The organism is Streptomyces sp. NPDC093109 (assembly GCF_040701725.1).
In the GTDB taxonomy this organism is placed as follows: domain Bacteria; phylum Actinomycetota; class Actinomycetes; order Streptomycetales; family Streptomycetaceae; genus Streptomyces.
The window spans coordinates 36,911-62,780 of sequence record NZ_JBFBEZ010000044.1 but is presented as its reverse complement, the minus strand read 5'-3'; the positions used below and the strand labels follow the sequence as shown (position 1 = coordinate 62,780).

23 protein-coding genes and 1 pseudogene are annotated in these 25,870 nt (G+C 72.5%); 13 read left to right on the top strand and 11 right to left on the bottom strand.

Annotation, left to right across the window (positions count from 1 at the left end):
* Both AB0389_RS31300 and AB0389_RS31295 read right to left on the bottom strand, forming a co-directional pair.
* A pseudogene (locus AB0389_RS31300) lies at positions 1 to 326 on the bottom strand (hypothetical protein); the annotation flags it as partial.
* Positions 310 to 2,286, bottom strand: a complete 1,977-nt coding sequence (locus tag AB0389_RS31295) for a BTAD domain-containing putative transcriptional regulator (protein WP_366398896.1) — start codon at positions 2,284 to 2,286, stop codon at positions 310 to 312. The gene AB0389_RS31295 and the pseudogene AB0389_RS31300, both read right to left, overlap by 17 nt.
* Positions 2,287 to 2,948: 662 nt before the next feature.
* On the opposite strand from AB0389_RS31295, the gene AB0389_RS31290 reads away from it, so the two are divergent.
* Both AB0389_RS31290 and AB0389_RS31285 read left to right on the top strand, forming a co-directional pair.
* On the top strand, positions 2,949 to 3,230 hold the full coding sequence (locus AB0389_RS31290; protein ID WP_366398895.1) for a type II toxin-antitoxin system prevent-host-death family antitoxin: 282 nt from the start codon (positions 2,949 to 2,951) through the stop codon (positions 3,228 to 3,230).
* On the top strand, positions 3,227 to 3,481 hold the full coding sequence (locus AB0389_RS31285; protein WP_366398894.1) for a Txe/YoeB family addiction module toxin: 255 nt from the start codon (positions 3,227 to 3,229) through the stop codon (positions 3,479 to 3,481). The genes AB0389_RS31290 and AB0389_RS31285 overlap by 4 nt, the downstream gene beginning before the upstream one ends.
* Positions 3,482 to 3,676: 195 nt before the next feature.
* Here AB0389_RS31285 and AB0389_RS31280 read toward each other — a convergent pair whose 3' ends face one another.
* On the bottom strand, positions 3,677 to 3,940 hold the full coding sequence (locus AB0389_RS31280; protein ID WP_366398893.1) for a type II toxin-antitoxin system RelE/ParE family toxin: 264 nt from the start codon (positions 3,938 to 3,940) through the stop codon (positions 3,677 to 3,679).
* Positions 3,933 to 4,202 (bottom strand): type II toxin-antitoxin system Phd/YefM family antitoxin, encoded by a 270-nt coding sequence (locus AB0389_RS31275; RefSeq protein WP_366398892.1) that lies wholly within the window; start codon positions 4,200 to 4,202, stop codon positions 3,933 to 3,935. Before AB0389_RS31275 ends, AB0389_RS31280 begins: the two co-directional genes overlap by 8 nt.
* A 24-nt stretch (positions 4,203 to 4,226) precedes the next feature.
* Here AB0389_RS31275 and AB0389_RS31270 point away from each other — a divergent pair, with 24 nt between their 5' ends.
* Complete coding sequence (locus AB0389_RS31270; RefSeq protein WP_366398891.1) at positions 4,227 to 4,622, top strand: hypothetical protein; 396 nt, start codon at positions 4,227 to 4,229, stop codon at positions 4,620 to 4,622.
* Positions 4,623 to 4,634: 12 nt separating this feature from the next.
* Here AB0389_RS31270 and AB0389_RS31265 read toward each other — a convergent pair whose 3' ends face one another.
* On the bottom strand, positions 4,635 to 7,250 hold the full coding sequence (locus AB0389_RS31265) for a discoidin domain-containing protein (RefSeq protein ID WP_366398890.1): 2,616 nt from the start codon (positions 7,248 to 7,250) through the stop codon (positions 4,635 to 4,637).
* A gap of 109 nt (positions 7,251 to 7,359) precedes the next feature.
* Between AB0389_RS31265 and AB0389_RS31260 the strand changes: the two genes are divergently transcribed.
* The 8 genes from AB0389_RS31260 to AB0389_RS31225 all read left to right on the top strand — a co-directional run bounded on the left by AB0389_RS31260 (position 7,360) and on the right by AB0389_RS31225 (position 14,985).
* Positions 7,360 to 8,124, top strand: coding sequence for a 5-oxoprolinase subunit PxpA (locus AB0389_RS31260; RefSeq protein ID WP_366398889.1), 765 nt, complete (start codon positions 7,360 to 7,362; stop codon positions 8,122 to 8,124).
* Positions 8,121 to 8,795, top strand: a complete 675-nt coding sequence (locus AB0389_RS31255) for an allophanate hydrolase subunit 1 (RefSeq protein ID WP_366398888.1) — start codon at positions 8,121 to 8,123, stop codon at positions 8,793 to 8,795. Before AB0389_RS31260 ends, AB0389_RS31255 begins: the two co-directional genes overlap by 4 nt.
* Positions 8,792 to 9,799, top strand: a complete 1,008-nt coding sequence (locus tag AB0389_RS31250; protein WP_366398887.1) for a biotin-dependent carboxyltransferase family protein — start codon at positions 8,792 to 8,794, stop codon at positions 9,797 to 9,799. The genes AB0389_RS31255 and AB0389_RS31250 overlap by 4 nt, the downstream gene beginning before the upstream one ends.
* A gap of 176 nt (positions 9,800 to 9,975) precedes the next feature.
* Complete coding sequence (locus AB0389_RS31245; protein WP_366398886.1) at positions 9,976 to 10,734, top strand: GntR family transcriptional regulator; 759 nt, start codon at positions 9,976 to 9,978, stop codon at positions 10,732 to 10,734.
* Between the two features lie 314 nt (positions 10,735 to 11,048).
* A complete protein-coding gene (locus AB0389_RS31240; RefSeq protein ID WP_366398885.1) occupies positions 11,049 to 11,228 on the top strand; it encodes an SPOR domain-containing protein in 180 nt (59 codons plus the stop codon).
* 79 nt (positions 11,229 to 11,307) lie between these two features.
* Positions 11,308 to 11,709 carry a (deoxy)nucleoside triphosphate pyrophosphohydrolase gene (locus tag AB0389_RS31235; protein ID WP_366398884.1) on the top strand — a complete coding sequence of 134 codons (402 nt, stop codon included), beginning with the start codon at positions 11,308 to 11,310 and terminating at the stop codon, positions 11,707 to 11,709.
* Positions 11,710 to 11,853: 144 nt separating this feature from the next.
* Positions 11,854 to 12,276, top strand: a complete 423-nt coding sequence (locus AB0389_RS31230; RefSeq protein ID WP_366398883.1) for an ATP-binding protein — start codon at positions 11,854 to 11,856, stop codon at positions 12,274 to 12,276.
* A 147-nt stretch (positions 12,277 to 12,423) separates the two neighbouring features.
* On the top strand, positions 12,424 to 14,985 hold the full coding sequence (locus AB0389_RS31225; RefSeq protein WP_366398882.1) for a SpoIIE family protein phosphatase: 2,562 nt from the start codon (positions 12,424 to 12,426) through the stop codon (positions 14,983 to 14,985).
* 65 nt (positions 14,986 to 15,050) lie between these two features.
* Here the strand turns inward: AB0389_RS31225 and AB0389_RS31220 are convergent, their stop codons facing one another.
* Both AB0389_RS31220 and AB0389_RS31215 read right to left on the bottom strand, forming a co-directional pair.
* Positions 15,051 to 15,761 (bottom strand): PspA/IM30 family protein, encoded by a 711-nt coding sequence (locus tag AB0389_RS31220; protein ID WP_366398881.1) that lies wholly within the window; start codon positions 15,759 to 15,761, stop codon positions 15,051 to 15,053.
* 58 nt (positions 15,762 to 15,819) lie between these two features.
* Positions 15,820 to 17,973: a TPM domain-containing protein gene (locus AB0389_RS31215; RefSeq protein ID WP_366398880.1), complete on the bottom strand. Its 2,154-nt coding sequence runs from the start codon at positions 17,971 to 17,973 to the stop codon at positions 15,820 to 15,822.
* Positions 17,974 to 18,112: 139 nt separating this feature from the next.
* Between AB0389_RS31215 and AB0389_RS31210 the strand changes: the two genes are divergently transcribed.
* Entirely contained in the window at positions 18,113 to 19,183 is a 1,071-nt protein-coding gene (locus AB0389_RS31210) for a glycosyl hydrolase family 18 protein (RefSeq protein WP_366398899.1), read from the top strand.
* 106 nt (positions 19,184 to 19,289) lie between these two features.
* On the opposite strand, the gene AB0389_RS31205 is transcribed toward AB0389_RS31210, so the two are convergent.
* The 4 genes from AB0389_RS31205 to AB0389_RS31190 are packed head-to-tail and all read right to left on the bottom strand — an operon-like array spanning position 19,290 to position 23,185.
* A complete protein-coding gene (locus AB0389_RS31205; RefSeq protein ID WP_366398879.1) occupies positions 19,290 to 20,105 on the bottom strand; it encodes a succinate dehydrogenase/fumarate reductase iron-sulfur subunit in 816 nt (271 codons plus the stop codon).
* The gene (locus tag AB0389_RS31200; protein WP_366398878.1) at positions 20,102 to 22,036 is read right to left on the bottom strand and encodes a fumarate reductase/succinate dehydrogenase flavoprotein subunit; all 1,935 of its coding nucleotides are present in this window, start codon (positions 22,034 to 22,036) and stop codon (positions 20,102 to 20,104) included. The genes AB0389_RS31205 and AB0389_RS31200 overlap by 4 nt, the downstream gene beginning before the upstream one ends.
* A 37-nt stretch (positions 22,037 to 22,073) precedes the next feature.
* Complete coding sequence (locus AB0389_RS31195) at positions 22,074 to 22,898, bottom strand: hypothetical protein (protein ID WP_366398877.1); 825 nt, start codon at positions 22,896 to 22,898, stop codon at positions 22,074 to 22,076.
* A gap of 59 nt (positions 22,899 to 22,957) precedes the next feature.
* Positions 22,958 to 23,185, bottom strand: a complete 228-nt coding sequence (locus AB0389_RS31190; protein ID WP_366398876.1) for a hypothetical protein — start codon at positions 23,183 to 23,185, stop codon at positions 22,958 to 22,960.
* Positions 23,186 to 23,425: 240 nt separating this feature from the next.
* Here AB0389_RS31190 and AB0389_RS31185 point away from each other — a divergent pair, with 240 nt between their 5' ends.
* Positions 23,426 to 25,819, top strand: coding sequence for an ABC transporter family substrate-binding protein (locus AB0389_RS31185; RefSeq protein ID WP_366398875.1), 2,394 nt, complete (start codon positions 23,426 to 23,428; stop codon positions 25,817 to 25,819).
* Positions 25,820 to 25,870: the final 51 nt, after the last annotated feature.

Here is a 25,870-nt window from a genome sequence, read left to right as displayed (position 1 = left end):
ACACCCCCCAGGTCATCCGTACGACAGGGGGCACACAGCCATACCGGACCCGGGGGCCAGGCGCCCCATTTCGGGGCCACAGAAAAGGTAACGGGCTGCGCGGCGCTGCCGCTCCCGTCCGGGGTGCCGGACTCGGTCAGGGGCGTGGCGCCTGACGGGGCGACGGATCCGCACGTGGTTTTCTTGGCAGGCTCCTTGGCGGGCTCCTTCTTCGCCGACTCGCGCGCGGTGGACGCGCCTCCGGCGGACATCTCGGCCGCTACGTCGTCGGCGGTCCTGGCCTGTGGCGGCGTGGCGCCGCGGGACTTCTCATGATCGTCGGGCATGTATGTCTCCTCCTGGCTGTGTGGCGGGCCACACAGGGGCGGGGGCGGGGGTGGTGGTTCGAGAGGCCGCAGAGCCCATGGGGCCCGCCGCGGCCACGTGGCTGCCGATCCGGGCCGGGTCGGCACCGGGTCGTACGGTGAGTACGCGGGCGAGCGCCGCGTGGAGTATCTGCCGCGACGAGGGGGTGAGCGTGCTCAGCACGACCTCGCGCGGCAGATCGGGGAAGCGGTAGCCGCCGTCGTCGCGCGCGTCCCAGACCAGGACACGGGCCGTCACGGCGGCGTCTACAAGCGGCGCGAGCTGCTCCGGCGGCAGCCCCTGGACCTCGGCGAGCAGGCCGATGTCCACGGAGTCGCCGTCGACGGCCGCGTAGTTGAGCATCGTTCTGACCGGCTCCGCCAGCTCGGCGAGGCGGGCGCGGACGACACTGCCGACGGCCGCCGGGACCCGCGCGGCCGGACCGACGCGCTGCTCCGGCGGCTGCTTGAGCAACTCGCCGAGCAGGAAAGGATTGCCCTCGGCGCGGCGGTGCAGCGCCGCCGCCAGGTCGGGCGAGGCGTTCTGGCGGCGCAGGGCGAGCAGGTCGGCCACGTCGGTGACCGACAGCGGCTCCAGGTCGAGGCGGGCCGCGCCGTGCCGGGCCAGCTCCGCGAGAAGCCCGCCGACCGCCGGTTCCTCGGTGTCGCGCAGCGCGCAGACGACGACGACGGAGGTGTCCCGCAGCAGGATGGCGAGCTGCGCCAGCTGCGCGTGGAAGTCCGCGGGAGCCCAGTCGAGGTCGTCGATGACGCAGAGTGTGGGCCGCTCGGCCAGTTTCTCGGCTAACGGCCGGAGGAAGTCTACGGGCCCCGCCGGCGTCCCGTTCCGCCGCCGCAGCGCGTCCAGCAGCTGGTTCCCGGGGTCGAGCCGGGATACGCCGTGGCCCTCGCTGAGCGACTGGCCGCCGCTGGCCCAGGCGACGGTGAACCCGTCGTCGCCCGCCCGCGCGGACAACTCCTCCAACAGCCGCGTCTTGCCCGAGCCCGGCTCGCCGGATATCACCGCCCACTGGGCGCGCCCGCCGGACGCGGCGCCGAACAGCGCGTGCAGGCGTTCGGTCTCCTCGGCCCTGCCCACCAGCGGAAGGCCGTTGGGCCGCGGGTCAGCCAGGGCAACGGCGGACCGCGCCGTGCGGGCCTCGCCGAGGCGCGCGGTGTCGTGCCGCAGGATCGCGGTGTGCAGTTCGCTCATCGCGGGTCCGGGGTCGAGGCCGAACTCCTCGGCGAGCAGCGTGCGGAACCGCTCGTAGATCCGCAGCGCCTCCACCGACCGGCCCGCTCCGTACAGGGCGCGCATCAGCAGTCCCCAGGACGCCTCCCGCAGCGGCGCCGAGGTGGTGAGGCCCTCGGCGAGGTGGATGGCCCGTTCGAGGTCGCCCTGCTTGATGAGGATCCTGACGCGCAGTTCCTCGGCGTCCTGACGGGCGGCCTGCAGCCTGGCCGTCTCGCGCAGGGTGAACGAGTACTCCGCGGCGTCCTCGAGCGCCCCGCCCCGCCACAGGCCGAGCGCCCCCTCGATCTCCTCCCGGCCGGTGGCGAACTGGCCGCGGTGCAGCCACTCCCGGGTGCGCAGAACCGATTCCTCGAAGCGCGCGGTGTCGCGTGCCTCGGGCGGCACCTTCAGCGCGTAGCCGCTCGGCCCGCTGACGAGGACGCTGGGCGCTCCGGGTCCGACGCGCGGGGGATCGAGCACCGAGCGCAGCCTGCTGATGTGGGCGCGCAGGGACGAGACGGCGGAAGCGGGCCCGCTGCCCTCCCAGAGGTCCTGGCAGAGCTGCCCCACGGAGACGGGGCGGCCCTCTTCGAGCAGCAGCCGGATGAGCAGCACCCGGCGCTGACGCGGCCCGAGATCCAGCGCGGTGTCATCACGCAGCACCTCAAGCGGGCCCAGCAGGCTGTACCACGTGGTGTGACGGTGCACCGAGTTCCTTTCGCGGGTGCGTGGCCTTAGCGTCGTGTTGAAGCTGGGGTTGGTGGGTCGACCGGGAAGACGCGAATTATCCGGCGCGGGTTTCAAGCAGGTGCTGTTCACTCCAGCCCGTGTCGGGGTGCGTACACGGGCCGGGGCCGCGACAGTATCCTCCGGGTCCCAAGGACGGAATCCCGGGGTCCTGTTGGCGGCGTGCCGTTCCGTACCGGGGTTACGCCCGGTACGGTCAGAGGACCTTGCCACGCACGAGTGCCGAGAGCATGAGCGCGCCCGGCAGCAGAGGCAGCCGGACCGTGAGGACGCGGTAACCGATGGCGGTCGCCGTGGCCGCAGTGTCGCCCCCGCTGTCAACTCGCTGGATTCCGGTCGGCGTTACCTTCGTAGTGGCCGATCCCACGACTTTCCCAAGTCGCCCGTCGGCTCTCCGCGGCGTCCGCACACGCCAGAACGGAATCCATACTTCTATCGTAAGTGGTCCTGGGCCGGGAAGAGCCGGTCGTAACTGGCCAGGGACATCCCGTCGCGAGCGCCGACGAAGCCCTGGATCACGTGGTGGCGCAGCATTGAGGAAAGTTGCGCAGCACCACGCCCCCTCCCTGGACGGCATCAAGAGTGGTACGTTATTAGGTACCACTTGATGGAAGGGTCAGGGCATGTCTATCACTGCGAGTGAAGCCCGCAAGGAACTGTTTCCGCTGATCAAGAAGGTCAACGAGAATCACGAGGTTATCGAGATCGTCTCCAAGCACGGCAACGCCGTGCTTGTCTCGGCCGATGACTACGCGGCGCTGCGCGAGGGCTCGTACCTGCTGCGCTCGCCGGCGAACGCCCGCCGTCTGCTCAAGGCGTACGAGAACGCCCTGTCCCACGTAAACGTGTCGGAGCGTGAGTTGATCGATCCGGGCCCGTCGGACCCTGGTGCGGGTGCCGTGTGAGGCTCGTCTTCGAGGATCAGGGCTGGGAGGACTACACGTCCTGGCTCAGGAACGACCGCAAGATGCTTGCTCGGATCAACAGGCTCATCGAGGACGTCAGGCGTGATCCCTTCTCGGGAATCGGCAAGCCTGAGCCGCTGAAGTACCACTTGGCGGGGGCTTGGTCGCGACGGATCGACGACGAGCACCGCCTCGTCTACCTGGTGACGGACAAGGAGATCGTCGTCCTCGCCGCCAGGTACCACTACTGATCGCTGAGTTGCCGGCGTGGGCTGGGATGCCCCTCCTGGGTTGAGATGACCTCGTTGGAACCTCCGTTTTCGTTAGTGGAATCTCTGCATCCGGCGTTCCGCGTCACTGTGCCCAACAGTGACGTGCGCTACCGCTTCGTGATCGACGCGGCCACGATCTGATGGCGCATCCCGCTCGTCGGCGCGTACGTGGGATCAGGTGCCGTACGCCGTGGAGCGGTGCCCGATGTGCACGGCCCATACCACCAGCTCTCCGTTGTCGATCGTGTAGACGACGCGGTAGTCCCCCACGCGCAGGCGGCGGCGGTCGGGCTGGGAGACGAGTGCGGTGGTGTTGAAGCCGAGTGGGTCGCTTTCCAGCTCGGTCAGTTTTGCCAGGATGCGGAGTGCCATGCCGCGGGGGATTTTTCGCAGCTCCGCCTGGGCCTCCGGTCGGAAGACCGTGCGGTAGTCACTCACCGCGCGCCAGAGTCTCCCTCATGATGTCCTCAAGGGGAATGCCGGCCGAGCGGTTCGCCATGCGCTCGTCGATGATCTGATTGATCTCCCGCTCCTCCCATTCCTGGTACTTCCGGAGCGTCTCGATGGACACCACCGCGGCGACTTGCTTGCCTCGCCGTGTGATCACCGTGGGAACGTCGTCGCGGTCGGCGCGCTCCACGACCTCGGCGAGATGCGCGCGCACATCGCGGATGGACTCTGTGGGCAGTGGCTGCGTCATGAGCCCAAGGGTACAGAGTGTCCCATGTGTACACAATGGGCGGCTTCCGGTCTGGAACCGGTGATCCCCGTCCGTACGTCGGTGAGCTGTATGGAGAAGAGTGGATGGGCCGGGTGTCTCGCGGTGGTGGGTGGGTTCCTCACCGGGGTCGTGGTGTGGAGTCAGGGGGCGCGGCCCGGGATGCTGGGGAAGTTCGAGGGGGAGCGGGACTGGAGTCTCCTCTATGTCGAACTGCCGCTCCTGGCGGTCGGGATGCCGGCGCTCGCGTTGGGGGTCTGGGCGTTGGGGGTCGGGGGGTTCAAGGTGCGGGAGGGGGTTGCCGCGGTGGCGGTGGTCGGGGTGCTGGCGCTGGCCGCCTGGGGTGGGGCGGAGTGGCTGGCGGTACGGACCGAGCCCTTCACCGGGCGGGGGCGGCTGTGAAGGGCTACGGGATCAGCTCTCCCGCACTGACAGTTCGGTGATTCCCGGTCTCCTGTCGCCGGGGCGAGTCCGGACCGTCACCCTCACCGTGCTCGCCTCCGCGCCCGGCTCCAGGGGGCTCCAGTGCGTGCCGTCCACCGAGGTCTCCACTGTGTACGACGCGGGGGCCGCTCCGTCCGTCCAGTGCGGGGTGATGGAGGTGATCGCGGTCCTGCGGGCCAGAGTGACGGTGAGTGCCGCCTCCGGGTCCGCCGGGATCCAGGCCGTGGCCGGGGCCCCGTCCACGGCGGCTTCGGCGTAGAGGCCGGGCTGTTCCGAGGTGGCGGTGGCCGGGCGGCAGCGGGCCGCGTCGTCCGTCTCCGTGAGGTCAGGGCGGCGGGTCGGGAGGGTGACGGGGGTGGCCGTGGCCAGGGTGCGGGGGCCGGTCGGGGTGTGGAGGGTGAAGGGGGCGCCGGACAGCAGCCGTACGGTTGTCTCCCGCGCGCCGATCGCCATCTCGTACGTACGCCCCTGCCACCGCAGCCCCCGCAGCGTCACCCCCGCCGCCAGCTGCGGCGGCAGCGTGGGGTCGAGCCGTACGCCGTCCTCCCGCAGCCGCAGGCCCGTCAGACCGTGGGTGAAGACCTGGAGGAAGCCGCCCTTCCCGGTCAGGAAGTCCTGCGCGGGCGAGCCCGACAGCGGATCGTCCGCGCCCGCCTTGTCGCCGCGCGCCTCGGAGAAGAGCGCGAACGGGCCCCGCACGAACGGCCGGACCGCCCGCTGGAGATAGGTGTACGTGACGCACCCCGGCTCGCCGATGGCCGCCGCGTCGATCGCGTGGATCGAGTCCGTCATCGCGGGACCGTCCGGGTCCGTGCGGGCCGCGTAGTAGTCGAGCGTCGCCGCCGCCGCGCCCTCGGGCATCGGCCACTCCAGCGGATACGTCAGCAGGACGGTGTCGGCCTGCTTGATCCGGGAGCCGTCGTACCCGGCGTACTGGAGGTAGACCTTCCGCTTCGCGTCGTACGGGATACGGAGCCGGTCGGCGATCCCCGACCACTCCGCGCCCGGCGCCGGTTCGCCCAGCAGCTCCGCCGCGCGGACCGCGTTCCGCAGCGCCGTCGCCGCGCCCGCGTTCGTGAAGACCGCGTCCGTCACGCCGTTGCTGTACTCGTCCGGGCCCGCCACCTCCTTCACCGAGTAGCTGCCGTCGCCGTTCGCGGTCACCCGCGACGCCCAGAACTCCGCGATCCCGCGCATCAGCGGCCAGCCGCGCTCGCGCAGCCAGTCGCGGTCGCCGGTCGCCAGGTAGTACTGCCAGGCGGCGAGCGAGATATCGCTCTGAAGGTGGTTCTGGGTGACGCAGTGCGGCGGGTACCAGCTCTGGCACTCCGACCAGACGGAGCCTTCGCTTCCGCTCGTCCACGGGTGGAACAGGCCCTTGAAGCCGAGCTTCGCGGCGTTCTCGGCCGCCGCCGCCCGGGTGCGGTGGCGGTACTCGACGACCGGCCGCGCCAGTTCGGGCCCGCCCGCCAGCAGCCCCGGGAACATGAACATCTCGGCGTCCCAGAACACCAGCCCCGCGTAGTTGTCACTGCTGAGCCCGGTCGGTGCCGGGCTCTCGGCGGAGCCCGGGCGCACGGCCGTCAGCAGGCCGTACCGCGCCGCGCGCAGCCACGCCTGGAGGTTCCGCTGCGCCGGGAGCTCGCCGGCCACCTCCACGTCCGCGTCCCACAGGGGCCGCCACGCCGCCGCGTTGGCCGCGTACAGCGCCTGCCAGCCGCGTCCCGCCGCCCGGCGCGCCGCGTCGAGCGCCGCCGCGCGCGGATCGGGCGAGGTGAGGGCGGTGTCGACGCCCACGTACTTCTCGATGGCGCGGGTGCGGTTCTCGTTGAGCTTCAGGGGGACTTCTTGATGGGCGGGTGGTGTTCCGCCCAGCCTTGTGGCCACCGCTCCCGGCGTCGCCGTGCCGTTCGTACGGAACGTCGCCACGCCGTCCGACTCCCCGGTACGGGTCAGCCGCCGCGCGCCGCGCCAGTCGACGCCGCCGGTGACGGTCGCCGTGCCGCTCCAGTGCGGGGTGAGGCGCAGCCGTACGGCGCCGGTGTGCGGGTCGGAGCGGTCGGTGAGCACCTCGTACGTCACGTCCGTCACGCGGCCGTCGGCGGTGGTCCAGCGCAGGCTGGTGACGACGACCCCGCAGCGTTGCAGCAGGCTCTGGCGGTAATCCGAGATCTCGCTGCTCGCGCTCAGCGTCTCGTCGCCCACCCTGATGTCCAGGGTCGTCCAGGTGGGCAGCGCGGCGATGACCTGGCGGTCGGCGGTGGTGGCGGGCTCGTGGGCGTAGAGCCCGGCGACGAAGGCGCCGTCGTAGCGGGGGGTGAAGAGCGGCCACCCCGTCGCCGTACCGCTCTCGGCGTAGCCGGCGCCGAGGGGCGGCACGCGCGTGCCGAGATAGCCGTTGCCGGTGTACGCGTGGTTGCTGTCGGCGGGGTCGATCCGGGTCGCGGCCGGGGACCAGTCGGCTGATTCCTCGCCGCAGGCGGGGGTGGGGGGTGGGGAAGGGGCGGCGTTCGCCTGTGGCGGTACGGCCGCGGCCAGCGCGCCGACGAGGAGACAGGCGAGCAGGGGCGTACGCGCGGAGGTCACGGCACCGACCGTACGAACCGGCGTACCCGGGCCGGGCCGGGGCACGCGCGCCGAACGGCTGATTCGGATGGTCCCCCTCGTACCGGCCGCGTACGGCAGTCTGCTCGGCATGACCCGGATTGATATGAACAGCGACCTCGGTGAAGGCTTCGGCCAGTGGCGGCTGGGGGACGACGACGCCCTGCTCTCCGTCGTGACCAGCGCCAACGTCGCCTGCGGCTTCCACGCGGGCGACCCGACCGTGATGCGGAACGTGTGCGAGAACGCCGCCCGGCGCGGGGTCGCGATCGGGGCCCAGGTCGGCTACCGCGATCTGGCCGGCTTCGGCAGGCGCTTCATCGACATGGACCCGGCGGAACTCGTCAACGACGTCCTCTACCAGATCGCCGCTCTCGACGGCTTCGCCCGGGTCGCCGGGGCGCGGGTCGCGTACGTCAAACCGCACGGCGCGCTCTACAACGCGATCGTCCACCACGAGGAGCAGGCCGCCGCCGTGGTGGACGCCGTACGGCTGTACGACCCGGCCCTGCCGGTGCTCGGACTGCCCGGCAGCGCGTGGCTGCGGCAGGCCGGGAACGCCGGACTCCGGTGTGTGCGGGAGGCGTTCGCCGACCGCGCCTACACCCCGAGCGGCACCCTGGTGCCGCGCCGTGAGCCCGGCGCGGTCCTGCACGATCCGGACGAGATCGTCGCCCGCTGCCTGCGGCTGGTCGGCGAGGGCGTGATCGTGGCCGTCGACGGCACCGAGGTCCCGGTCGAGGCCGACTCCCTGTGCGTGCACGGCGACACCCCGGGCGCGGTGGCGATCGCCCGGCTGCTGCGCGCCGAACTCACCCGCGCGGGCCACGGCCCCCGGCCGTTCACCGGCCGATGACGGCGCAGGGGGCGCCGCCGGTGCGTGCCGTGGGCAGCGAGGCGCTGATCGTCGATCTCGCCGGGACCGCCGAGGTGCTTGCCCTGCGGGCCGCCCTGGAACGCGAAACTCCGCGTGGGGTACGGGAGTTGATCGCCGCTGCCCGTACTCTGCTGGTCACCTACGACCCGGCGGTCACCGGGCACGAGGCGCTGGCCGCCGAGGTGACGCGCCGCGCGGCCGACGCGGCGGGCGACGCGACGGGCGGCGTGACACGTGAGGTTCCCGGGACGGCGGGGGCCGGTCTCGCGCCGCTGACCGTTCCCGTACGGTACGACGGCCCCGATCTCGCGGAGGTCGCCGGACTGACCGGGCTGACGTCGGCTCAGGTGATCGCCCGGCACACCGCGCCGGACTACACCGTGGCCTTCGCCGGTTTCGCCCCGGGATTCGGCTATCTGACCGGTACGGACCCGGTCCTGCGGCTGCCCCGGCGCGCCGAGCCGCGTACGGAGGTGCCAGCCGGGGCCGTCGCGGTGGCGGGCGGGTTCACCGGGATCTACCCGCGCTCCTCCCCGGGCGGCTGGCAGCTCCTCGGGACGACCGCGCTCCCGCTCTGGGACGAGCGGCGCGATCCGCCGGCGCTGCTGGTGCCGGGCAGGACCGTACGGCTGCGGGAGGTGCCGCGATGAGCGCGCCGCCGGCCGTACGGAACGTACGGGTACGGCGCGTGTGGGCCCTGGAGGTCCTCGATCCCGGCCCGCTGACCACCCTTCAGGACCTCGGCCGCCCCGGCTGGGCCCATCTCGGGGTGACGGCCTCGGGCGCCGCCGACCTCCCGTCCCTGGCGCTGGCCAACCGCCTGGTCGGCAACCCGGAGAACACGGCCGCGCTGGAGACCACGTACGGCGGGCTGCGGGTGCGGATCGGCGCGTGGCAGGTCGACGCGCGGCGGGCTGACGCGCGCGCGCCCGGAGCCGCGCCCGGCGGCGGGTCCGGCAGCGCGCCCGGCGTCGTCTGGGCGGCGCTCACCGGGGCGCCCTGCCCGGCGGTCCTGGACGGCCGGCCGGTCGGGATGGACGCGCCCTTCGCGGTGGCCGACGGGCAGGTGCTCGGACTCGGCGCGCCCACGGCCGGGCTGCGTACGTACCTCGCGCTGCGCGGCGGCCCTGACGTGCCCGCCACCCTCGGCTCGCGCTCCACCGATCTGCTCTCGGGGCTCGGCCCCGCGCCGCTGGCGGCCGGGGACATCCTGCCGCTGGCCCCGCCCGGCGGCGCGCTGCCGGGAGTGGACCTCGCCCCGCGTGCCGCGCTGCCCGGGCCCAGGAGCGGGTCCGGGTCCGGGCCCGGGGACTTCGTCCTGAGGGTCGTCCCCGGGCCCAGGGACGAGTGGTTCGACGCGGCGGCCGTCGCGGCGCTGTACGGGGAGCCCTGGACGGCGACCAGCCGCTCCAACCGGGTGGGGGTGCGGCTCGACGGACCGGTCCTCGGCCGGGCCCGGGCGGGTGAACTGCCCGCCGAGGGCATGGTGCGCGGCGCGCTTCAGGTGCCGCCCAACGGGCAGCCGATCCTGTTCCTCGCCGACCATCCGGTCACCGGCGGCTATCCGGTCATCGGGGTGGTGCACGCGGCGGATCTGCCGCTGGCGGGGCAGCTGCCGCCAGGGGCGACCGTACGGTTCCGGCGGTCCCGCTGATGACGATTCCGCGGATCTGTACAGGCGTCACATGGGCCGCCGGAAAGCCATCCTTACAGATGAGTCCGGGTGTAAACCTCGGCTCATCACTTCCGGTGAAACCCTGGCCCATGCTTGCGGTCAACAACCGAGGGTTGCCACTCTGTTGCTGTCTGTCAAGCTGATGGGAGTGGCCCGTGGCCTTCGGTGAGCAGCCCGCCTATCTGCGCGTTGCGAGCGAATTGCGCGAGAAGATCGTCAACGGTGATCTGCCGCCGCACACCCGGCTGCCGTCACAGGCCCGTATCCGTCAGGAGTACGGGGTCTCGGACACGGTCGCGCTGGAAGCACGCAAGGTGCTGATGGCCGAGGGGCTGGTCGAGGGCCGCTCCGGGTCGGGTACGTACGTCAGGGAGCGGCCGGTGCCGCGCCGGATCGCCCGCTCCGGCTACCGGCCGCCGGCCGGCTCCAGTCCGTTCCGGCAGGAGCAGTCGGAGGCCGGTGCGGGGGCGCGGGGGACCTGGGAGTCCAGGAGCGAGCAGCGGGGGGCGCCCCCGGAGATCGCCGAGCGGCTGGGGATCGAGCCGGGGGAGCGCGTGATGCGTACGCGCTACGTCTTCCGGGACGGCGGTGAGCCGATGATGCTCTCGACGTCCTGGGAGCCCCTCACGGTCACCGGGCGCACCCCGGTGATGCTGCCCGAGGAGGGGCCCCTCGGGGGCTGCGGGGTGGTCGAGCGGATGGCGGCCATCGATATCGTCGTGGACAACGTGGTGGAGGAGGTCGGCGCGCGCCCGGGGCTCGCGGAGGAGCTGATGACGCTCGGGGGGGTGCCAGGACATGTGGTGATGGTTCTGGAGCGGACGTACTTCGCGTCCGGACGGGCAGTGGAGACGGCGGACGTCGTCATCCCCGCCGACCGGTACCGGCTCGCGTATCACCTCTCTGTCAAGTGACTGGTATCGGACGTTGTTGTCCGCCCATGTGACCCCGCGCCGGTTCCCGGACCGGCGCGGGATGTCTGTTTTGGCGCCGCTCGTACGGACTTGACGGGGCGTACGGGGCGGCCGTGACGGGGGTGCGCCGGGGGTGGGGGGCGTGAACAGGGCGTTTCCGCCCCCTGGTTTTCGGCGCTTTGTTGGCCGGATGCGTATCTCTTGGTGAAAACACGTATCCGCTCAGTAAAGGTCAGGCGTACGCTCAGGCATATGCAGATTGCGGTTTCCTGGAGATCAGCGGAGAGATGCAGGTCGGCGGCGGGAGGAGCGCGATGAACGACGGCGGATCCGCGCTCCCCTGGCTGGTGATACGGCAGGACGACAACGGTGCGCGCTACCGCATCGGCCGGTATGCGACGCAGGACGAGGCGCAGAAGATAGCCGACAGCCTGGACGGGCGTGGGCACAAGCAGTTGTACTCGGTGGAGCGGGTCGGTCAGACGACTCCTTAGCCCCTGCCCGCACGGGCAGGGGCCGGGACCGAGGCTACCGAGGCCAGGGGCAGGCCCCTGGCCTCGGTAGCCTCGGTGCATGACTGATCGTGTGGTGGTGGCGGGCGCCGTGTGCGACCGGGGGCGGCTGCTGGCCGCGCGCCGGAGCGCGCCGCCCGAGCTGGCCGGCCGCTGGGAGCTGCCCGGCGGCAAGGTGGAGCCGGGGGAGCTGCCCGAGGAGGCCCTCGTACGTGAGCTGCGCGAGGAACTCGGCGTGGAGGCCCGGCCGGTGGAGCGGATCCCCGGCGCCTGGCCGCTGAAGCCCGGCCTCGTCCTCCAGGTGTGGACGGCCGCACTGGTCTCCGGCACGCCCCGGCCGCTGGAGGACCACGACGAGCTGCGCTGGCTCGGCCCGGACGAGATCCATACCGTGGACTGGCTCGACCAGGACCGCCCGGCCGTGGCCGAGGCCGCCGCCCGGCTGCGGCCACGCCCGGCGTGAGTGCGCCCCGGGTGAGCGTGCCTGGTGTGAGTCCGCCCGGTATGAGCGCGCCTTCGGGGTAGTTGTCGCGATTATCGGGTATATCCCTCTTTGCCTGCCCGGACAGACCCGGTCGGGACAGTGGTCCGCCGTCGGTCGTGGGATGTGGTCGGCTTGCTCGACACCGAGGACGGCGCGCGCGCCGAGTGGACCTTCGCCGCCGAACCCGACGCCGTACGCACCGCCCGCCATGCCGTGCGCGACACGCTCCGTGACTGGAGCCTGCCCGTCGCGGTGGCCGAGACGGCGGTCCTGCTCGTGAGCGAGCTGGTCACCAACTCCCTGCGCTACGCCTCCGGACCGATCGGCGTACGGCTCGCCGCCGGCGGCCCGGTCGTCGCCGGACGGCCCGCGCTCCTCGTGGAAGTCTCCGATCCGCTGCCGGATCCCCCCGTCGAACGTCCTGCCGGTCCCGACGACGAAGGGGGCCGGGGGCTGCGGCTGGTGGCCGGTTCCGCGCGCCGTTGGGGGACCCGGCGCGGGAAGACGGGTAAGACCGTGTGGTTCGAGCTGCCCCTCTCTGGTTAGAAGTGTGAAGGGACAACGATCACGCCCGGACTCGGCTCAAAAGAAGCGAGAGTGTGCTGTGATCGTGAACGGCGTGCCGGCCGGGGCCGTAGTGCTGAATACTGCGGGCAAGGCCGGTCCGGTGCGTGAGCTGGAGGGGACGGTCGCGTGAGCGAGATATCTGGGGCGGCGGGCGACGTCGTATGGCAGAGCAGTCCGCCCGGCTCTATCTATGACTACATCAGAGCCGCTTCCTTCTCGATCGGCCCCGACGGCCTGATCGATCAGTGGAGCGAGCGGGCCGCCGAGCTGTTCGGCATGGGTCCGCACCAGGTCAGGGGCAGGGACCCGGTGGAGGTGCTCATGCCTTCCGAGCTGCGCCCACGAGGCCGCCGGAAGGTCAAGGAGATCCTCGACGGCAAGGAGTGGACCGGGCTCGTCCCGTTCCGCGCGGTCGGCGGGAGAGGGCCTCAGGGGCTCGCCGAGGTCTATGTGATGCCGAGTGAGACGGAGAGCGGTGAACGGGCCGCGCTCTGCATCGTCGTGGACGTCCACGCACTGCGCCGGATCGAAACGGACCTGGCGTCGTCGCAGGCCATTTTCGGCCAATCTCCCTTTGCTTTTCTGCTGTTCGGAACGGACCTCAAGGTCCGGCGCGCCAACGAGCGGTTCGCCACCGTCTTCGGCGGCGGGGTCACCGACCACCGGGGACGTACGGCGTACGACTATCTCTCCCGCGCCGAGGCCGACCGGCTGACCGCCGCGCTCACCCGGGTGCTGGAGACCGGACAGCCCGTCACGGATCTCCAGATCGTCGGCGTCAGGCCGTCGGACCAGGAGCGCCGCAACTGGTCGATGAACCTCTACCGCGTCCACAACGGATCCGGACGCGCGCTCGGCATCGCCGGCGTCGGCACGGATGTCACACACCGTCACGCCGCCGCCCGCGAGGCCGCCAGCGCCCGCCGCAACCTCGCGCTCCTCAACGAGGCGAGCGCCCGTATCGGCAGCTCGCTCGATCTGGAGACCACCGCGCGCGAGCTGCTCGACGTCGCCGTGCCCGGCTTCTGCGACCTCGCCTCCGTCGACCTCTACCAGTCGCTGCTCACCGGCGAGGAGGCACCGCCGGGCCGCTGGGAGTCCTCGGGGGCCGAATCCGGCGGCGGCAGCGCCCGGCTGCGGCGGGTCGCCTTCGCGAGCGCCGTCTCGGACGGCCCGCTGACCGCGCCCGTCGGCACCGACGACGAGGAGTACGTACCGCCGGAGGTCGGCGCGGTCCACCGCTTCCCGTTCAGCTCGCTCAGCGCGAGCGCCCTGCGCAGCGGTCAGGTACGGGCCATCCCTGGCGAGCCCGGCAGCCTCGTCCAGTCCAGCTTCGCCGTCCCGATGGTCGCGCACGACACCGTCATCGGACTCGTCTCCTTCTCCCGTACGAAGGGCAGCGAACCGTTCGGCGAGCGGGACCGCGCCCTCGCCGTGGAGCTGGCCGCGCGCGCCGCCGTCTGTATCGACAACGCCCGCCTCTACCGCCGGGAGCACGAGCGCGCGCTGATCCTCCAGCGCAGCCTGCTGCCGCCCGGCGACCCCGAGGCCGCAGGGCTGGACATCGCCTGCCGCTATCTGCCCGGCAACACGGCCACGGAGGTCGGCGGCGACTGGTTCGACGTCATCGAACTCCCCGGCCACAGAACCGCGCTCGTCGTCGGTGACGTCATGGGGCGCGGACTGCGGGCCGCCGTCGCCATGGGGGAGCTGCGTACGGCCGTGAGGACCCTGGCGCTGCTCGACCTGGAGCCCGCCGAGGTGCTCTCCGCGCTCGACGAGATCGCGCGCGGACTCGGCACCCCCAGCGGCGCCCAGCAGGCGTCCAGGGTCGCGCACAAGTCACGGGACGCGGACCTCTCCGAGGTCTACCTCGCCACCTGCGTCTACGCGGTCTACGACCCGGTCACCCGGCGCTGCACCTTCGCCAACGCCGGCCATCTCCCGCCCGCCCTCGTCGAACCGGGCGAGAAGGCGCTGATGCTCGACGTACCGCCGGGGATGCCGCTCGGCGTGGGCGGCGAGCCCTTCGAACAGGTCGAGGTGGACCTGCCGGAGGGCGCGCTCCTCGCGCTCTACACGGACGGGCTCGTGGAGTCCAGGGACCAGCCGCTGGACGAGGGGCTGACCGCGCTGCGCGCCGCCCTCGCCAACGCGGGACGGCCGCTGGAGGACGTCTGCGACCACGTGCTGAGCACCCTCAACACCGGGCACGGCGAGGACGACGTCGCGCTGCTCATGGCCCGGATCCAGGGGCTGCCGACCGACGCCGTGGGCGACTGGCAACTGCCGCGCGAGCCGCGCTCGGTGGGCCGCGCCCGGGAGCTCTCCCGCGCGCAGCTCCTCGCCTGGGATCTCGAACCGCTGGTCGACACCGTGGAGCTGCTGGTCAGCGAGCTGGTGACGAACGCCCTGCGGTACGGCGAGGGCGAGATCCGGCTGCGGCTGCTGCGGGACCGTACGCTCGTCTGCGAGGTCTGGGACGGCGGGCTCGTACAGCCGCGTCGGCGCCGGGCCCGCGACACCGACGAGGGCGGCCGGGGGCTGCAACTGGTCGGGCTGCTGAGCGCCGCGTGGGGCTCGCGCCGTACGCCGCGCGGCAAGTCGGTCTGGTTCGAACTCGCGCTGCCCGACGGCGGTTCGGTGCCCGCGGAGCCGACCGTGGAGCAGCTGCTGAGCATGTACTGACGGCATGTACGCCGGGCCGGCGTGTTGACCTCCCCGGGGCAAGGGGAGGCCGCCGGCCCGCTCCGTCAGGCGGACTTCAGCGCCGCCAGCCGCGCCTCGACCTCCGCGCTGTCCCCGAGGCTGTCCAGCCGCTCGAACTGCGCGTCCAGCGACGACGCGGCCAGCTCCTGCTTGCCCGCCGCCCGCGCCTCCTCGCGCCGCACCTTGTCCTCGAAGCGACCGATCTCGCTCGTCGGGTCGAGGACGTCGATGCTCTTGACCGCGTCCATCATCCGGTTCTGCGCCCGCGCCGACGTGGCCCGCGCGACCAGCTCGTCGCGCTTGGCGCGCAGCTCGGTCAGCTTGGTCCGCATCCGCTCCAGACCGGTCCTGAGCTTCTCCACGACCTCCGTCTGGGCGGCGATGGTCGGCTCCGCCGTGCGCGCCTCCTTCTCCGACTGGAGCTGCCTCTCCAGCGCCACCCTGGCGAGACGGTCGAAGGTGTCCGCGTCCGCCGCCGCGCCGCCCGCGCGCAGTTCGTCGGCCTTCCTGCTGGCCGCGAGCGCCTTCACGCCCCACTCGCGGGCCGCCTCGGTGTCCTCCTGGTGGTCCTGCTCCAGCAGCCGCAGATTGCCGATGGTGGCGGCCACGGCCTCCTCCGCCTCCGCGATGTTGTTCGTGTAGTCGCGGATCAGCTGGTCCAGCAGCTTCTGGGGATCCTCCGCCTGGTCGAGGAGGGCGTTGATATTGGCCTTCGCCAGCTGGGTGACACGGCCGAGAATGGTCTGCTTCGTCATGGTTCCGCTCCTCGCGCGGGAAAGGGAAGGAAAAACTGATGAGGTGGCGGGTCGTACGTCAGAACCGGCCGCCCCCGCCCATCCGGCCGCGCGTACCGCCCCCGCCGAAGCTGCCGGGACCGCCGCCTCCGCCGCCGAACCCCCCGCCCCCGCCCCGGCCGTATCCGCCGCCGCCTCCTGCGCCGCCGCGTCCGCCGAACAGGCCGCCCAGGAGGATGCCGCCGAGCACCGCCCCGCCCATGCCGCCGCCACCGCCGCCGTACGGGCCGGAGCCGTAGGGACTCCCGTACCGGCTCCCGTACGCGCGCACGTCCCGCTCGGCCAGCTCCTGCGCCTGCCGGGCCAGCGCGTCCGCCCGCTGCGCCTCGCCCAGCGCCGACTGCGCGTCGCCCGCCGCCGCCCGCCCCCGCGCCCACTCCAGCCGGCGCTGCGACTCCGCCAGCCGGGTGCGGGCCTGGCTGCCGACCGCCCCGCGGTGCGTGGTGACGTAGTCGGCCGCGGCGCCGATCGCCGAGCCGGCCGTGAGCATCGCCTGATCGAGGAGCGTGCCCGCCCGGCGGTCGCCCGCCTCGCGCTCGCGCGCCCCGGTCAGCGCCTCGTCCAGCACCGCGTCCGCCTCCTCGACCCGGCGCAGGGCGTCGATCGGGTCGTACCGCCCGCCGGCGCCGCTCTCCCGCCGTACCTCCAGGACCACCGCCTCAGCGCGGCCGATCCGGCCCTGGAGATCGGCCGTCGGCACTCCGGCCGCCGTGCCCTTCAGCAGGCCGCGCGCGTCCGCGAGATCCGTCTCCGTCTCCGTGAGCGCGCCGGGGAGCCGCCCGGCGGCCTCCGCCAGCTCCCGCGCGCGCCGCTCGACCGCCTCGGCCAGCGTGGCCGCCTGCCCGGCGGCGCTCTCCGCGGCCCGTACGTGCACGGCGGCCCTGCCGTTGTCTCCGGCGGCTACCAGCCGACCGGCCTCGGCCAGCGCGGTGGCCGTGAAGGTCAGCCGGTCAGCGGCCTGGTCGGCGCTGTCCGCGACCGGCGCGGCGGCCGAGTCGGCGTACCGCTCGCGCAGGGCCGCCAGGGTCTCGCGCGCCCTCGCGACCCGGCCCGTCAGCTCCTGGTAGGACGCCGTGACGGTGTCGAGCGCCCGCGGCGCGTTGCGCTCCAGCGCCCGGAGCCGGTCGAACGCCTCGGACTCCGCGTCCAGCCGCCGGTCCGCCTCCGCGCAGCGCGCGATGATCTCCGCCAGCATCCGGCGGCGGGTCGCGTCGTCCTCCGGATACGTGTCGTCCAGCTCCTGGCGCAGCCGGAACGCCACCGTCAGCTCGCCCCGCGCGAAGGCCACCGCGTCGGTGAAGGGCGCCGCGGCCTCCTCGCCGAACTGCGCGGTGGCGAAGCCCAGTTCCTCCTGGCTGGTACGCAGCGCGTCGTCCGTCTCGACCAGGACGCGCCGCGCCCGGCCGTCCAGCTCGGGCAGCGGGACCTCGGCGGGCGGCGTCGGCCCGGACCCGCCCGTACCCCAGCCACCGCCCGGGCGCCCGTCGCCCGGTGTCGTACGGGACGCCGCCCGCCGCTTGCGCTTGGCGAAGGTGTACGCGGCGATCCCGGCCGCGGCGAGCACCACGACGACGGGCAGCACCAGATTCGTCGCCGCGCCCCCGGCCGCCGCCGTGCCGCCCGGATCGGCAGGCCCGGGGGTGAGGGCGGGGGTCGGTACGGGCCGGCCCGCCAGCACCGCCGCGTAACCGTCCGCCGCGCCGATCGCCGCCCCCGCCCAGTCGTTCCGCCGCAGCGCGGGCTCGACGGCGGTCCTGGCGACCTCGGCGAGCCGCGCGTCCGTGAAGGGCCCGGCGGCGTCGGCGGAGTAGGCGTAGAGCCGGTCGTGGGTGGCCACCGCGAGCAGCACATCGTCCCGGCCCAGGCCGTTGCGGGTGGCCGTCGCATCGGCCCAGCTCTGCGCGGAGCGCCCGGAGAAGTCCCGTACGTACACGACGAACAGCTGGATGTGCCGCTCGCTGTCGAGCCGGTCCAGCGCCCGGCTCACCTCGGCCTTCCGGCCGCCGAGCGCGCCCACCTTGTCGGTGATCTGCCCCTGGCGGTCCAGCGGGACCGGCTGCTCGGCGCGGGCGGCAGCGGCAGCGACACCGGCCCCGGGCGCCGTCAGCAGCCACCCGGCTATGAGCAGCGTGGCGAAGAGGCTCCGGAGGCGGGCGCGGCGCACGGAGTTCATCACAATTCGGAGGTTATGTCCGCACAGGAAAGCCCGCGACCGGACATCTGTACGGGTACTCTGAGCGCCTTTATCGGCAACGGGGGAGGGGCCGGTCTTGCGCGCACGGCTGAGCGGATGCGTCACGACAGCACGCCGGATGCCGGGGCGGGCCTGGCGCGGGGTCTGGCACGCGCCCCGCGCCCGGTGGCCCATACGGATCGCGCTGCTCCTCGTGGTCCTGCTCACCGTCCCCGTCGGCGCCGCCGCGCTCGCCCTGCGGATCAACTACGCGGGCGCCGTCGAGGACGGCACCAGGACCCGCGGCCGGGACGCCATCTGGCTGGGCCATGCCTGGGTCGACGGCCGGAAGAAGGACGTCGACGTCGACGCCTTCGCCCGGCGGATCAAGGGGACCGGCATCCGCGACCTGTATGTGCACGCCGGGCCCCTGGAGCACGACGGCACGCTGCCCGCGAGCGCCTATCCGCGCGCGGAGTGGCTGATCGGCGCCGTGCACCGCGCGCTACCGGGCGTCCGCGTACACGCCTGGCTGGGCGACATACTGGCGAGCGAGACCCCCGAGGGGCTGCGGCTGGAGCGCGCCGCGTCCCGCGCGGCCGTGGTGCGCTCGGCCGGGCAGATCCTGGACGCGGGCTTCGACGGCGTCCACTTCGACCTGGAGCCGCTGCACTCCGGAAACCGCGACTACCTCTCCCTGCTGGACGATCTGCGCGCGCTCACCCGCGCCCGGCAGGTGCCGCTCTCCGTCGCCACCCACCAGATCGATCCGCTGCCCGCGCTGCACTCGGTCGCGGGCGCTGTCGCCGGGCACCACAAGTGGTGGTCGCAGGCGTACTTCGCGCAGGTCGCCCGGCGCGTCGACCAGGTCGCCGTCATGTCGTACGACACGGCGATGCCGCTGGAGGGCCTGTACGGCGGCTATGTCGCCCAGCAGACCGCGCTCGCCCTCGAAGTCACCCCGGCGGACACCGATCTGCTGATGGGGCTGCCCTTCTACTACGAGGACGACCTGAGCCACCACGGCCACGCGGAGACCGTCCCGGCGGCGGTACGCGGCGTCCGGCTGGGGCTGGGACGGACGGACCGGGCGCGGGAGCGGTTCGGGGTCGCGATCTACGTCGACTTCGCGGCGACGGAGCAGAACTGGACCGCGTACAGGGAGGGCTGGGGCTGCGTGGCGGGGCCGGACGCCTGCTCCGGCGGGTGACCTGCGCCGACGGGTGACCCGTCCGGTGGGTGACTCCTCTGGTGGGTGATCCGTCCGGTGGGTGACTCCTCTGGTGGGCGCCCCCTCCGGCGGGCGCCCCCTCCGGTCACTCCCGTCTGCGGCCGATCCTGTTCCCCAGCCACACCAGCGGGTCGTACTTGCGGTCCACCGCCCGTTCCTTCAGCGGGATCAGCGCGTTGTCCGTGATCCGGATGCCCTCGGGGCACACCTCCGTACAGCACTTGGTGATGTTGCAGAAGCCGAGTCCGTGCTCGTCCTGCGCGCTCCTCGCCCGGTCGAGCCCCGACTCCCCGGCGGCGTCCAGCGGATGCATGTCCAGCTCGGCCACCCGCATCAGGAAGCGCGGACCGGCGAACGCCGGCTTGTTCTCCTCGTGGTCCCGCACCACATGGCAGGTGTCCTGGCACAGGAAGCACTCGATGCACTTGCGGAACTCCTGCGAGCGCTCCACATCGATCTGCCGCATCCGGTACTCGCCCGCCGCGACCCCGGGCGGCGGTACGAACGCCGGGATCTCGCGCGCCTTCGCGTAGTTGAACGACACATCCGTCACCAGATCGCGGATCACCGGGAATGCGCGCAGCGGCGTGACCGTGACCGTCTCCTCGCGTGTGAAGACCGACATCCGGGTCATGCACAGCAGCCGGGGCCGCCCGTTGACCTCCGCGCTGCACGAACCGCACTTGCCCGCCTTGCAGTTCCAGCGCACGGCGAGATCCGGGGCGGCGGTCGCCTGGATGCGGTGGATGATGTTGAGGACGACCTCCCCGTCATTGACCTCGACGGCGAAGTCGGTCAGCTCCCCGCCCGCCGCGTCGCCGCGCCAGACCCGGAACTTCGCTTCGTAGGACGAGGACGAGGACGAGGACGAGGAGGAGGGCGGGGACGCGGGCGCGCTCATGCTTGGAGCTCCTCTTCGGCGAGGTACTTGACCAGCTCTTCCTTGTCGAACAGCGCGAGCAGGTCGGGACGGATGGCCTCGGTGGTCCGGCGCGTGAGCGCGATCCGGTGGCCCTCGATCGCGCAGTACAGATTGATCCGGCGCCAGTCGCGCGCCATCCCCGGCCAGTCCTCGCGGGTGTGGCCGCCCCGGCTCTCCGTACGCTCCAGGGCCGCCCGTGCCACGCACTCGCTGACCAGCAGCATGTTGCGGAGATCGAGGGCGAGGTGCCAGCCCGGGTTGAACTGCCTGTGGCCCTCGACCACGACGCGGCCGGCCCTCTCGCGCAGCTCGGCGAGTGTCTCAAGCGCCCGCGCGATCTCGGCCTCGCGCCGGATGATGCCGACCAGGTCGTGCATCGTCTGCTGAAGCTCCTGGTGGACGGTGTACGGATTCTCGGCAGCGGCTCCGGGCCCGCTGCCGAACGGGGCTTCCGTACCCGCGCCGACCGGGGCTTCCGTACCCGCGCCGAACGGGCGCAGCGCCTCCCGGGCCGCCGCGTCGATCCCCGCCTCGTCCGGCGCGGGGTGTACGCCGCCGAGCCCGGCCGCGTACCCCGCCGCGTGCAGCCCGGCCCGCCGGCCGAAGACCAGCAGGTCGGAGAGGGAGTTCCCGCCGAGCCGGTTGGAGCCGTGCATCCCGCCCGCGACCTCGCCCGCCGCGTACAGACCGGGTACGCCCGGCGCGGCGGCGGTCTCCGAGTCGACGGCGATGCCGCCCATCACGTAGTGGCAGGTCGGGCCGACCTCCATCGGCTCCGCCGTGATGTCGACATCGGCCAGCTCCTTGAACTGGTGGTACATCGACGGCAGCCGGCGCTTGACCACCTCCGCCGGCATCCGTGTCGAGACGTCGAGGAAGACACCGCCGTGCGGCGAGCCGCGGCCCGCCTTCACCTCGGAGTTGATGGCGCGGGCCACCTCGTCGCGGGGGAGCAGCTCGGGCGGGCGGCGGTTGCGGTCGGGGTCCTCGTACCAGCGGTCGCCCTCGGCCTCGGTCTCCGCGTACTTCTCCTTGAAGACGTCGGGGATGTAGTCGAACATGAACCGCCGGCCCTCGGAGTTGCGGAGCACTCCGCCGTCGCCGCGCACCGATTCGGTGACGAGGATGCCCTTGACCGAGGGCGGCCAGACCATGCCGGTCGGATGGAACTGCACGAACTCCATGTTCAGCAGGGGCGCGCCCGCGAGCAGCGCCAGCGCGTGGCCGTCGCCCGTGTACTCCCAGGAGTTGGACGTCACCTTGAAGGACTTGCCGATGCCGCCGGTGGCGAGCACCACGGCCGGTGCCTCCAGGACGAAGAAGCGGCCGGACTCCCGTTCGTAGCAGAAGGTCCCCGCGATCCGGTCGCCGTCCTTCAGCAGCCGGGTGACCGTGCACTCCTGGTAGACCTTCAGCCGCGCCTCGTGGTCGCCGTACTCCCGGAAGTCCTCCTGCTGGAGCGAGACGATCTTCTGCTGGAGGGTACGGATCAGCTCCAGGCCCGTGCGGTCGCCGACGTGGGCGAGGCGCGGGTACTCGTGGCCGCCGAAGTTGCGCTGGGAGATCCGGCCGTCGGGCGTACGGTCGAAGAGCGCGCCCCAGGTCTCCAGCTCCCAGACCCGGTCGGGCGCCTCGCGCGCGTGCAGCTCGGCCATCCGCCACTGGTTGAGGAACTTCCCGCCGCGCAGGGTGTCGCGGAAGTGGACCTGCCAGTTGTCGCCGGAGTTCACATTGCCCATGGAGGCGGCGATGCCGCCCTCGGCCATCACCGTATGGGCCTTGCCGAAGAGGGACTTGCAGATGACGGCGGTACGGGCGCCCCGCTCGCGCGCCTCGATGGCGGCCCGGAGCCCGGCGCCCCCGGCACCCACCACGACGACGTCCCAGGGCCGGCGTTCCAGTTGCGTCATGTCGGACGGATCTCCCTGGTGTTCGGAGGCACTGGTGTCAGAAGAGGCGCGGATCGGCGAAGGCCCCGGTGGCGAGCAGATAGACGTAGAGGTCGCACGCGGCGACGCTGACCAGCGAGGCCCAGGCCAGCTGCGCGTGGCGGTGGTTGAGCTTTCCGGCCCAGCCCCAGAGCCGGTAGCGCACCGGATGTTTCGAGAAGTGCCGCAGCCGGCCGCCCAGGACATGCCGGCAGGAGTGGCAGGAGACGGTGTACGCCCAGATCAGGGCGATGTTGACGAGGAAGATCAGCGAGCCGAGACCCGCGTGGCCCCAGGCGTACTCGGCGTTCCGGAACGTCAGCGCCGTGTCGTACGTCAGCACGCAGGCGACCAGCAGCGCCGCGTAGAAGAAGTACCGGTGGACGTTCTGGAGGATCAGCGGGAAGCGGGTCTCGCCGGTGTACTTCCGGTGCGGCTCGGCGACGGCGCAGGCGGGCGGCGAGGCCCAGAAGCCCCGGTAGTACGCCTTGCGGTAGTAGTAGCAGGTCAGCCGGAAGCCCAGCGGGAAGACCAGGATCAGCAGCGCGGGGGAGAGGCCCCACCAGCCGCCGAACAGCTCCGCGTTGGGGCCGTGCCGCATGGGGACACAGCTCTCCGCCAGACAGGGCGAGTAGAACGGGGAGACGTAGGGCGCCGCGTAGTAGTGGCTGTTCGCGAAGGCGCGCCAGGTCGAGTAGACGATGAAGGCGAGGAGCCCGGCGGCGGTCCCGGCGGGCGCGAGCCACCAGCGGTCGGTGCGCAGATGGCGGGCGGCGATGGCGGCGCGGGAGGCGCTGTGCACGCCGGTGGGGGGTAAGGGCGAGGGGTCGGTTCCGGTGGCCAAAGACGTCTCCTGGGTCCTCGACTGTCCTGGATTTTCCTGGATTGCCCTGGAGGGAAGTGCTACGGCGCGCGGCGGTTCCGTACGCCCAGGCCCTCGTCGTCCGAGTCCGTCCACAGCGTGCTGTCGTACGGGGTGTCAGGGACGGGGACGAGGTCGTCGGGGCCGGCGGTGCGTGGCTCGCCCGCTTCCGTACGGGCGGTGCCGGCGCTCCGCTCCAGGCGCTCCACCGTGCGGATCAGGTCGTCGAGGCGGCGCCTGACCGCCGTCAGCTCGTCCTGCAGAGACATGAGTGGCCCTCATTTCCACGGTCGCGGACGGCGCGCGGACATGACTGCGAGTGTCGCGCGTCACACCTCGCTTGGGAAGGGTGCGCGGAGCCGCGCCCGGGGCGCGGTTGGGCCACCTGAGTGGTGTTTGTCGGTAAAACGTCGTGTCTGCGCCATTGTCGCCGTGCCGTCCCCTTCAGTGAGTGGGCAATAGGTGTGATCATCTCTAAATTCCACAAACAGGACGAAGAGGTACAAGCCATGTCCCACGTCGGCCCACGCGGGAGGACATGCTCCCGTACGCTCCGCTCCGTCGCGCTCCTGACCAGCGGCGTTCTCGCCCTGCCCGTCCTGTCCGCGTGCACCTCGGAGCCGGACGAGAGCGACACCACGTCCGCCGCGACGCCCGATGTCGCCCCCGCCGCACGGAAGTGGGTCGAACAGGGCGGCACCGTCCGCTGGGCGGTCGACTCCGTGCCCGCGACGTTCAACGCCTTCCAGGCCGACGCGGACGCCACCACCGGCCGGATCGCCGAGGCCGTACTGCCCTCGCTCTTCACCCTCGACCGGGGCGGCCGGCCGCAGCTCAACCCGGACTATCTGGAGTCCGCCAAGATCGTCGAGCGCGAGCCCAAGCAGGTCGTGCTCTACAAGCTCAACCAGCAGGCGGTGTGGAGCGACGGCCGCGAGCTCGGGGCGCCGGACTTCGTCGCCCAGTGGCGCGCCCTGCGCGGCAAGGACTCCGCGTACTGGACGGCCCGCAACGCCGGGTACGAGCGGATCGAGAAGATCGAGCGCGGCGCGAACGACCTGGAGGTCCGCGTCACGTTCCAGAAGCCTTACGCCGACTGGAAGTCGCTCTTCAGCCCCCTCTATCCCAAGGACGTGATGGGGACGCCCAACGCCTTCAACGACGGGGCGCGCAAGGAGCTGAAGATCACCGCGGGCCCCTTCAAGGTCCAGAAGGTGGACCGGAGCGGCAAGGAGACCACGCTCGTCCGCAACCCCCGCTGGTGGGGCCAGCCGGCCAAGCTCGACTCGATCGTGCTGAGCGCCGTCCCCCGCAACAAGCGCGCGGCGGCCCTCGCGGCCGGCCGGCTCGATGTCGCGGAGATCGACACCGGCGCGGCGAAACGTATCGCCCTGGCGGTCAGGGACAAGGGATCGCACGGCGCCGAGCAGCTCACCCACGGCCCCGGCGCCGCGATCACCCCGGCGTCCGCCCTCCGGTCGTGGGCCGAGGCCTACGGCTCTGACGACGAGAAGGCCGAGGAGGCCCAGGAGACCCGCCAGCGCACCGCCGAGGCCGTCGACACGTACGCCAAGGAACAGAAGGGGCTGGCGGGCTTCGAGGTACGGAAGTCCCTGGAGCCCGCCTACACGCAGCTCGCGATGAACGGCGAGTCCGGCCCGCTCTCCGACGAGCGGGTACGGCGCGCCGTGGCCCGCGCCCTCGACCGCCAGGAGCTGGCCGACCTCGTACTCAAGCCGCTCGGCCTCAAGGCCAAGCCGCCGGGCAGCCATCTGGCGCTGGCCGGACAGCAGGCGTACGCGGACAGCAGCCGGGCGCTCGGCAAGCAGGACACGCACGAGGCGCAGGCGCTGCTGGCCGACGCGGGCTGGACGCCGGGCGGGGCGAAGAAGAAGCCGGCCGGCACGAAGGCGGGCAGCGAGGGGGAGGGGACGGCGGACGAGCGGAAGAAGGACGACGAGTCGTCGGAGGACAAGGGCGGAGCCACCGGCACCAAGGCGGGTGCCAAGGACGCGCCCGCCGCCGGTGACGCCGCCTCCGACGAGGGCCTCTACATCATCGGCGACGACAAGCCGGGCAACGCCGCCCCCCGCCCCGAGTCCGCCGTCTACATCCTCGCCCCGGCCCCGGCCGCCGCCGTCCAGGGCGTCGCGCTGCGCCACCAGGCGGCCCGCGCGGACGACTCGGAGCCCCGGCAGCAGACGGTGAACGCCGCGCAGGACTCCCACGACAAGAAGCCGGGCGGCATGGCGGGCGCCTACGCCCCGCGTGGCACCGCCGCCCCCGCCCCGTCCCCCGGCTCCTCCGAGGCGCTCGCGCAGAGCGGCCCGCTCGGCAAGGACGGCAAGCCGCTCACCCTCCGCTTCGTCCTGCCGGCCGGGGAGAGCGGTGACGCGCTCCGCAGCGTCGGGGAGCGCATCTCGCGGATGCTGGACCGGATCGGCATCGGTACGGAGATCACCAAGGTCGCCGACGCCGGCTACTTCAAGGACCACATCGCGTCCGGCGACTACGACCTGGCCCTCTACTCCTGGCCCGCCAGCGCCTACCCGGCGACCGACGGCCGGCCGATCTACGCCAAGCCCATCCCCGCCAGCGACGGCTCGCTGCTGGTCGAGCAGAACTACACCCGCGTCGGTACGGACCACATCGACCAGCTCTTCGACCGGGCGGCCTCCGAGCTGAACGAGAAGACCTCCCGCGACCTGGTCAGGCAGGCCGACGCCCGGATCTGGGCCGCCGCGGGATCCATCCCCCTCTACCAGCGTCCGCAGCTGGTGGCCGCCAAGCCGGGACTGCGGAACGCGGGCGCCTTCGGCTTCGAGGCGCCCCGCTACCAGGACATCGGCTACAAGAAGGCCGGCGCCATGGGCCCCGACCTCACGGACAAGAAGAAGAAGTGACGGCCGGCGCGGCGTAGCGGAAGAAGACCGGGCGAAAAGAAGGCGACGGGA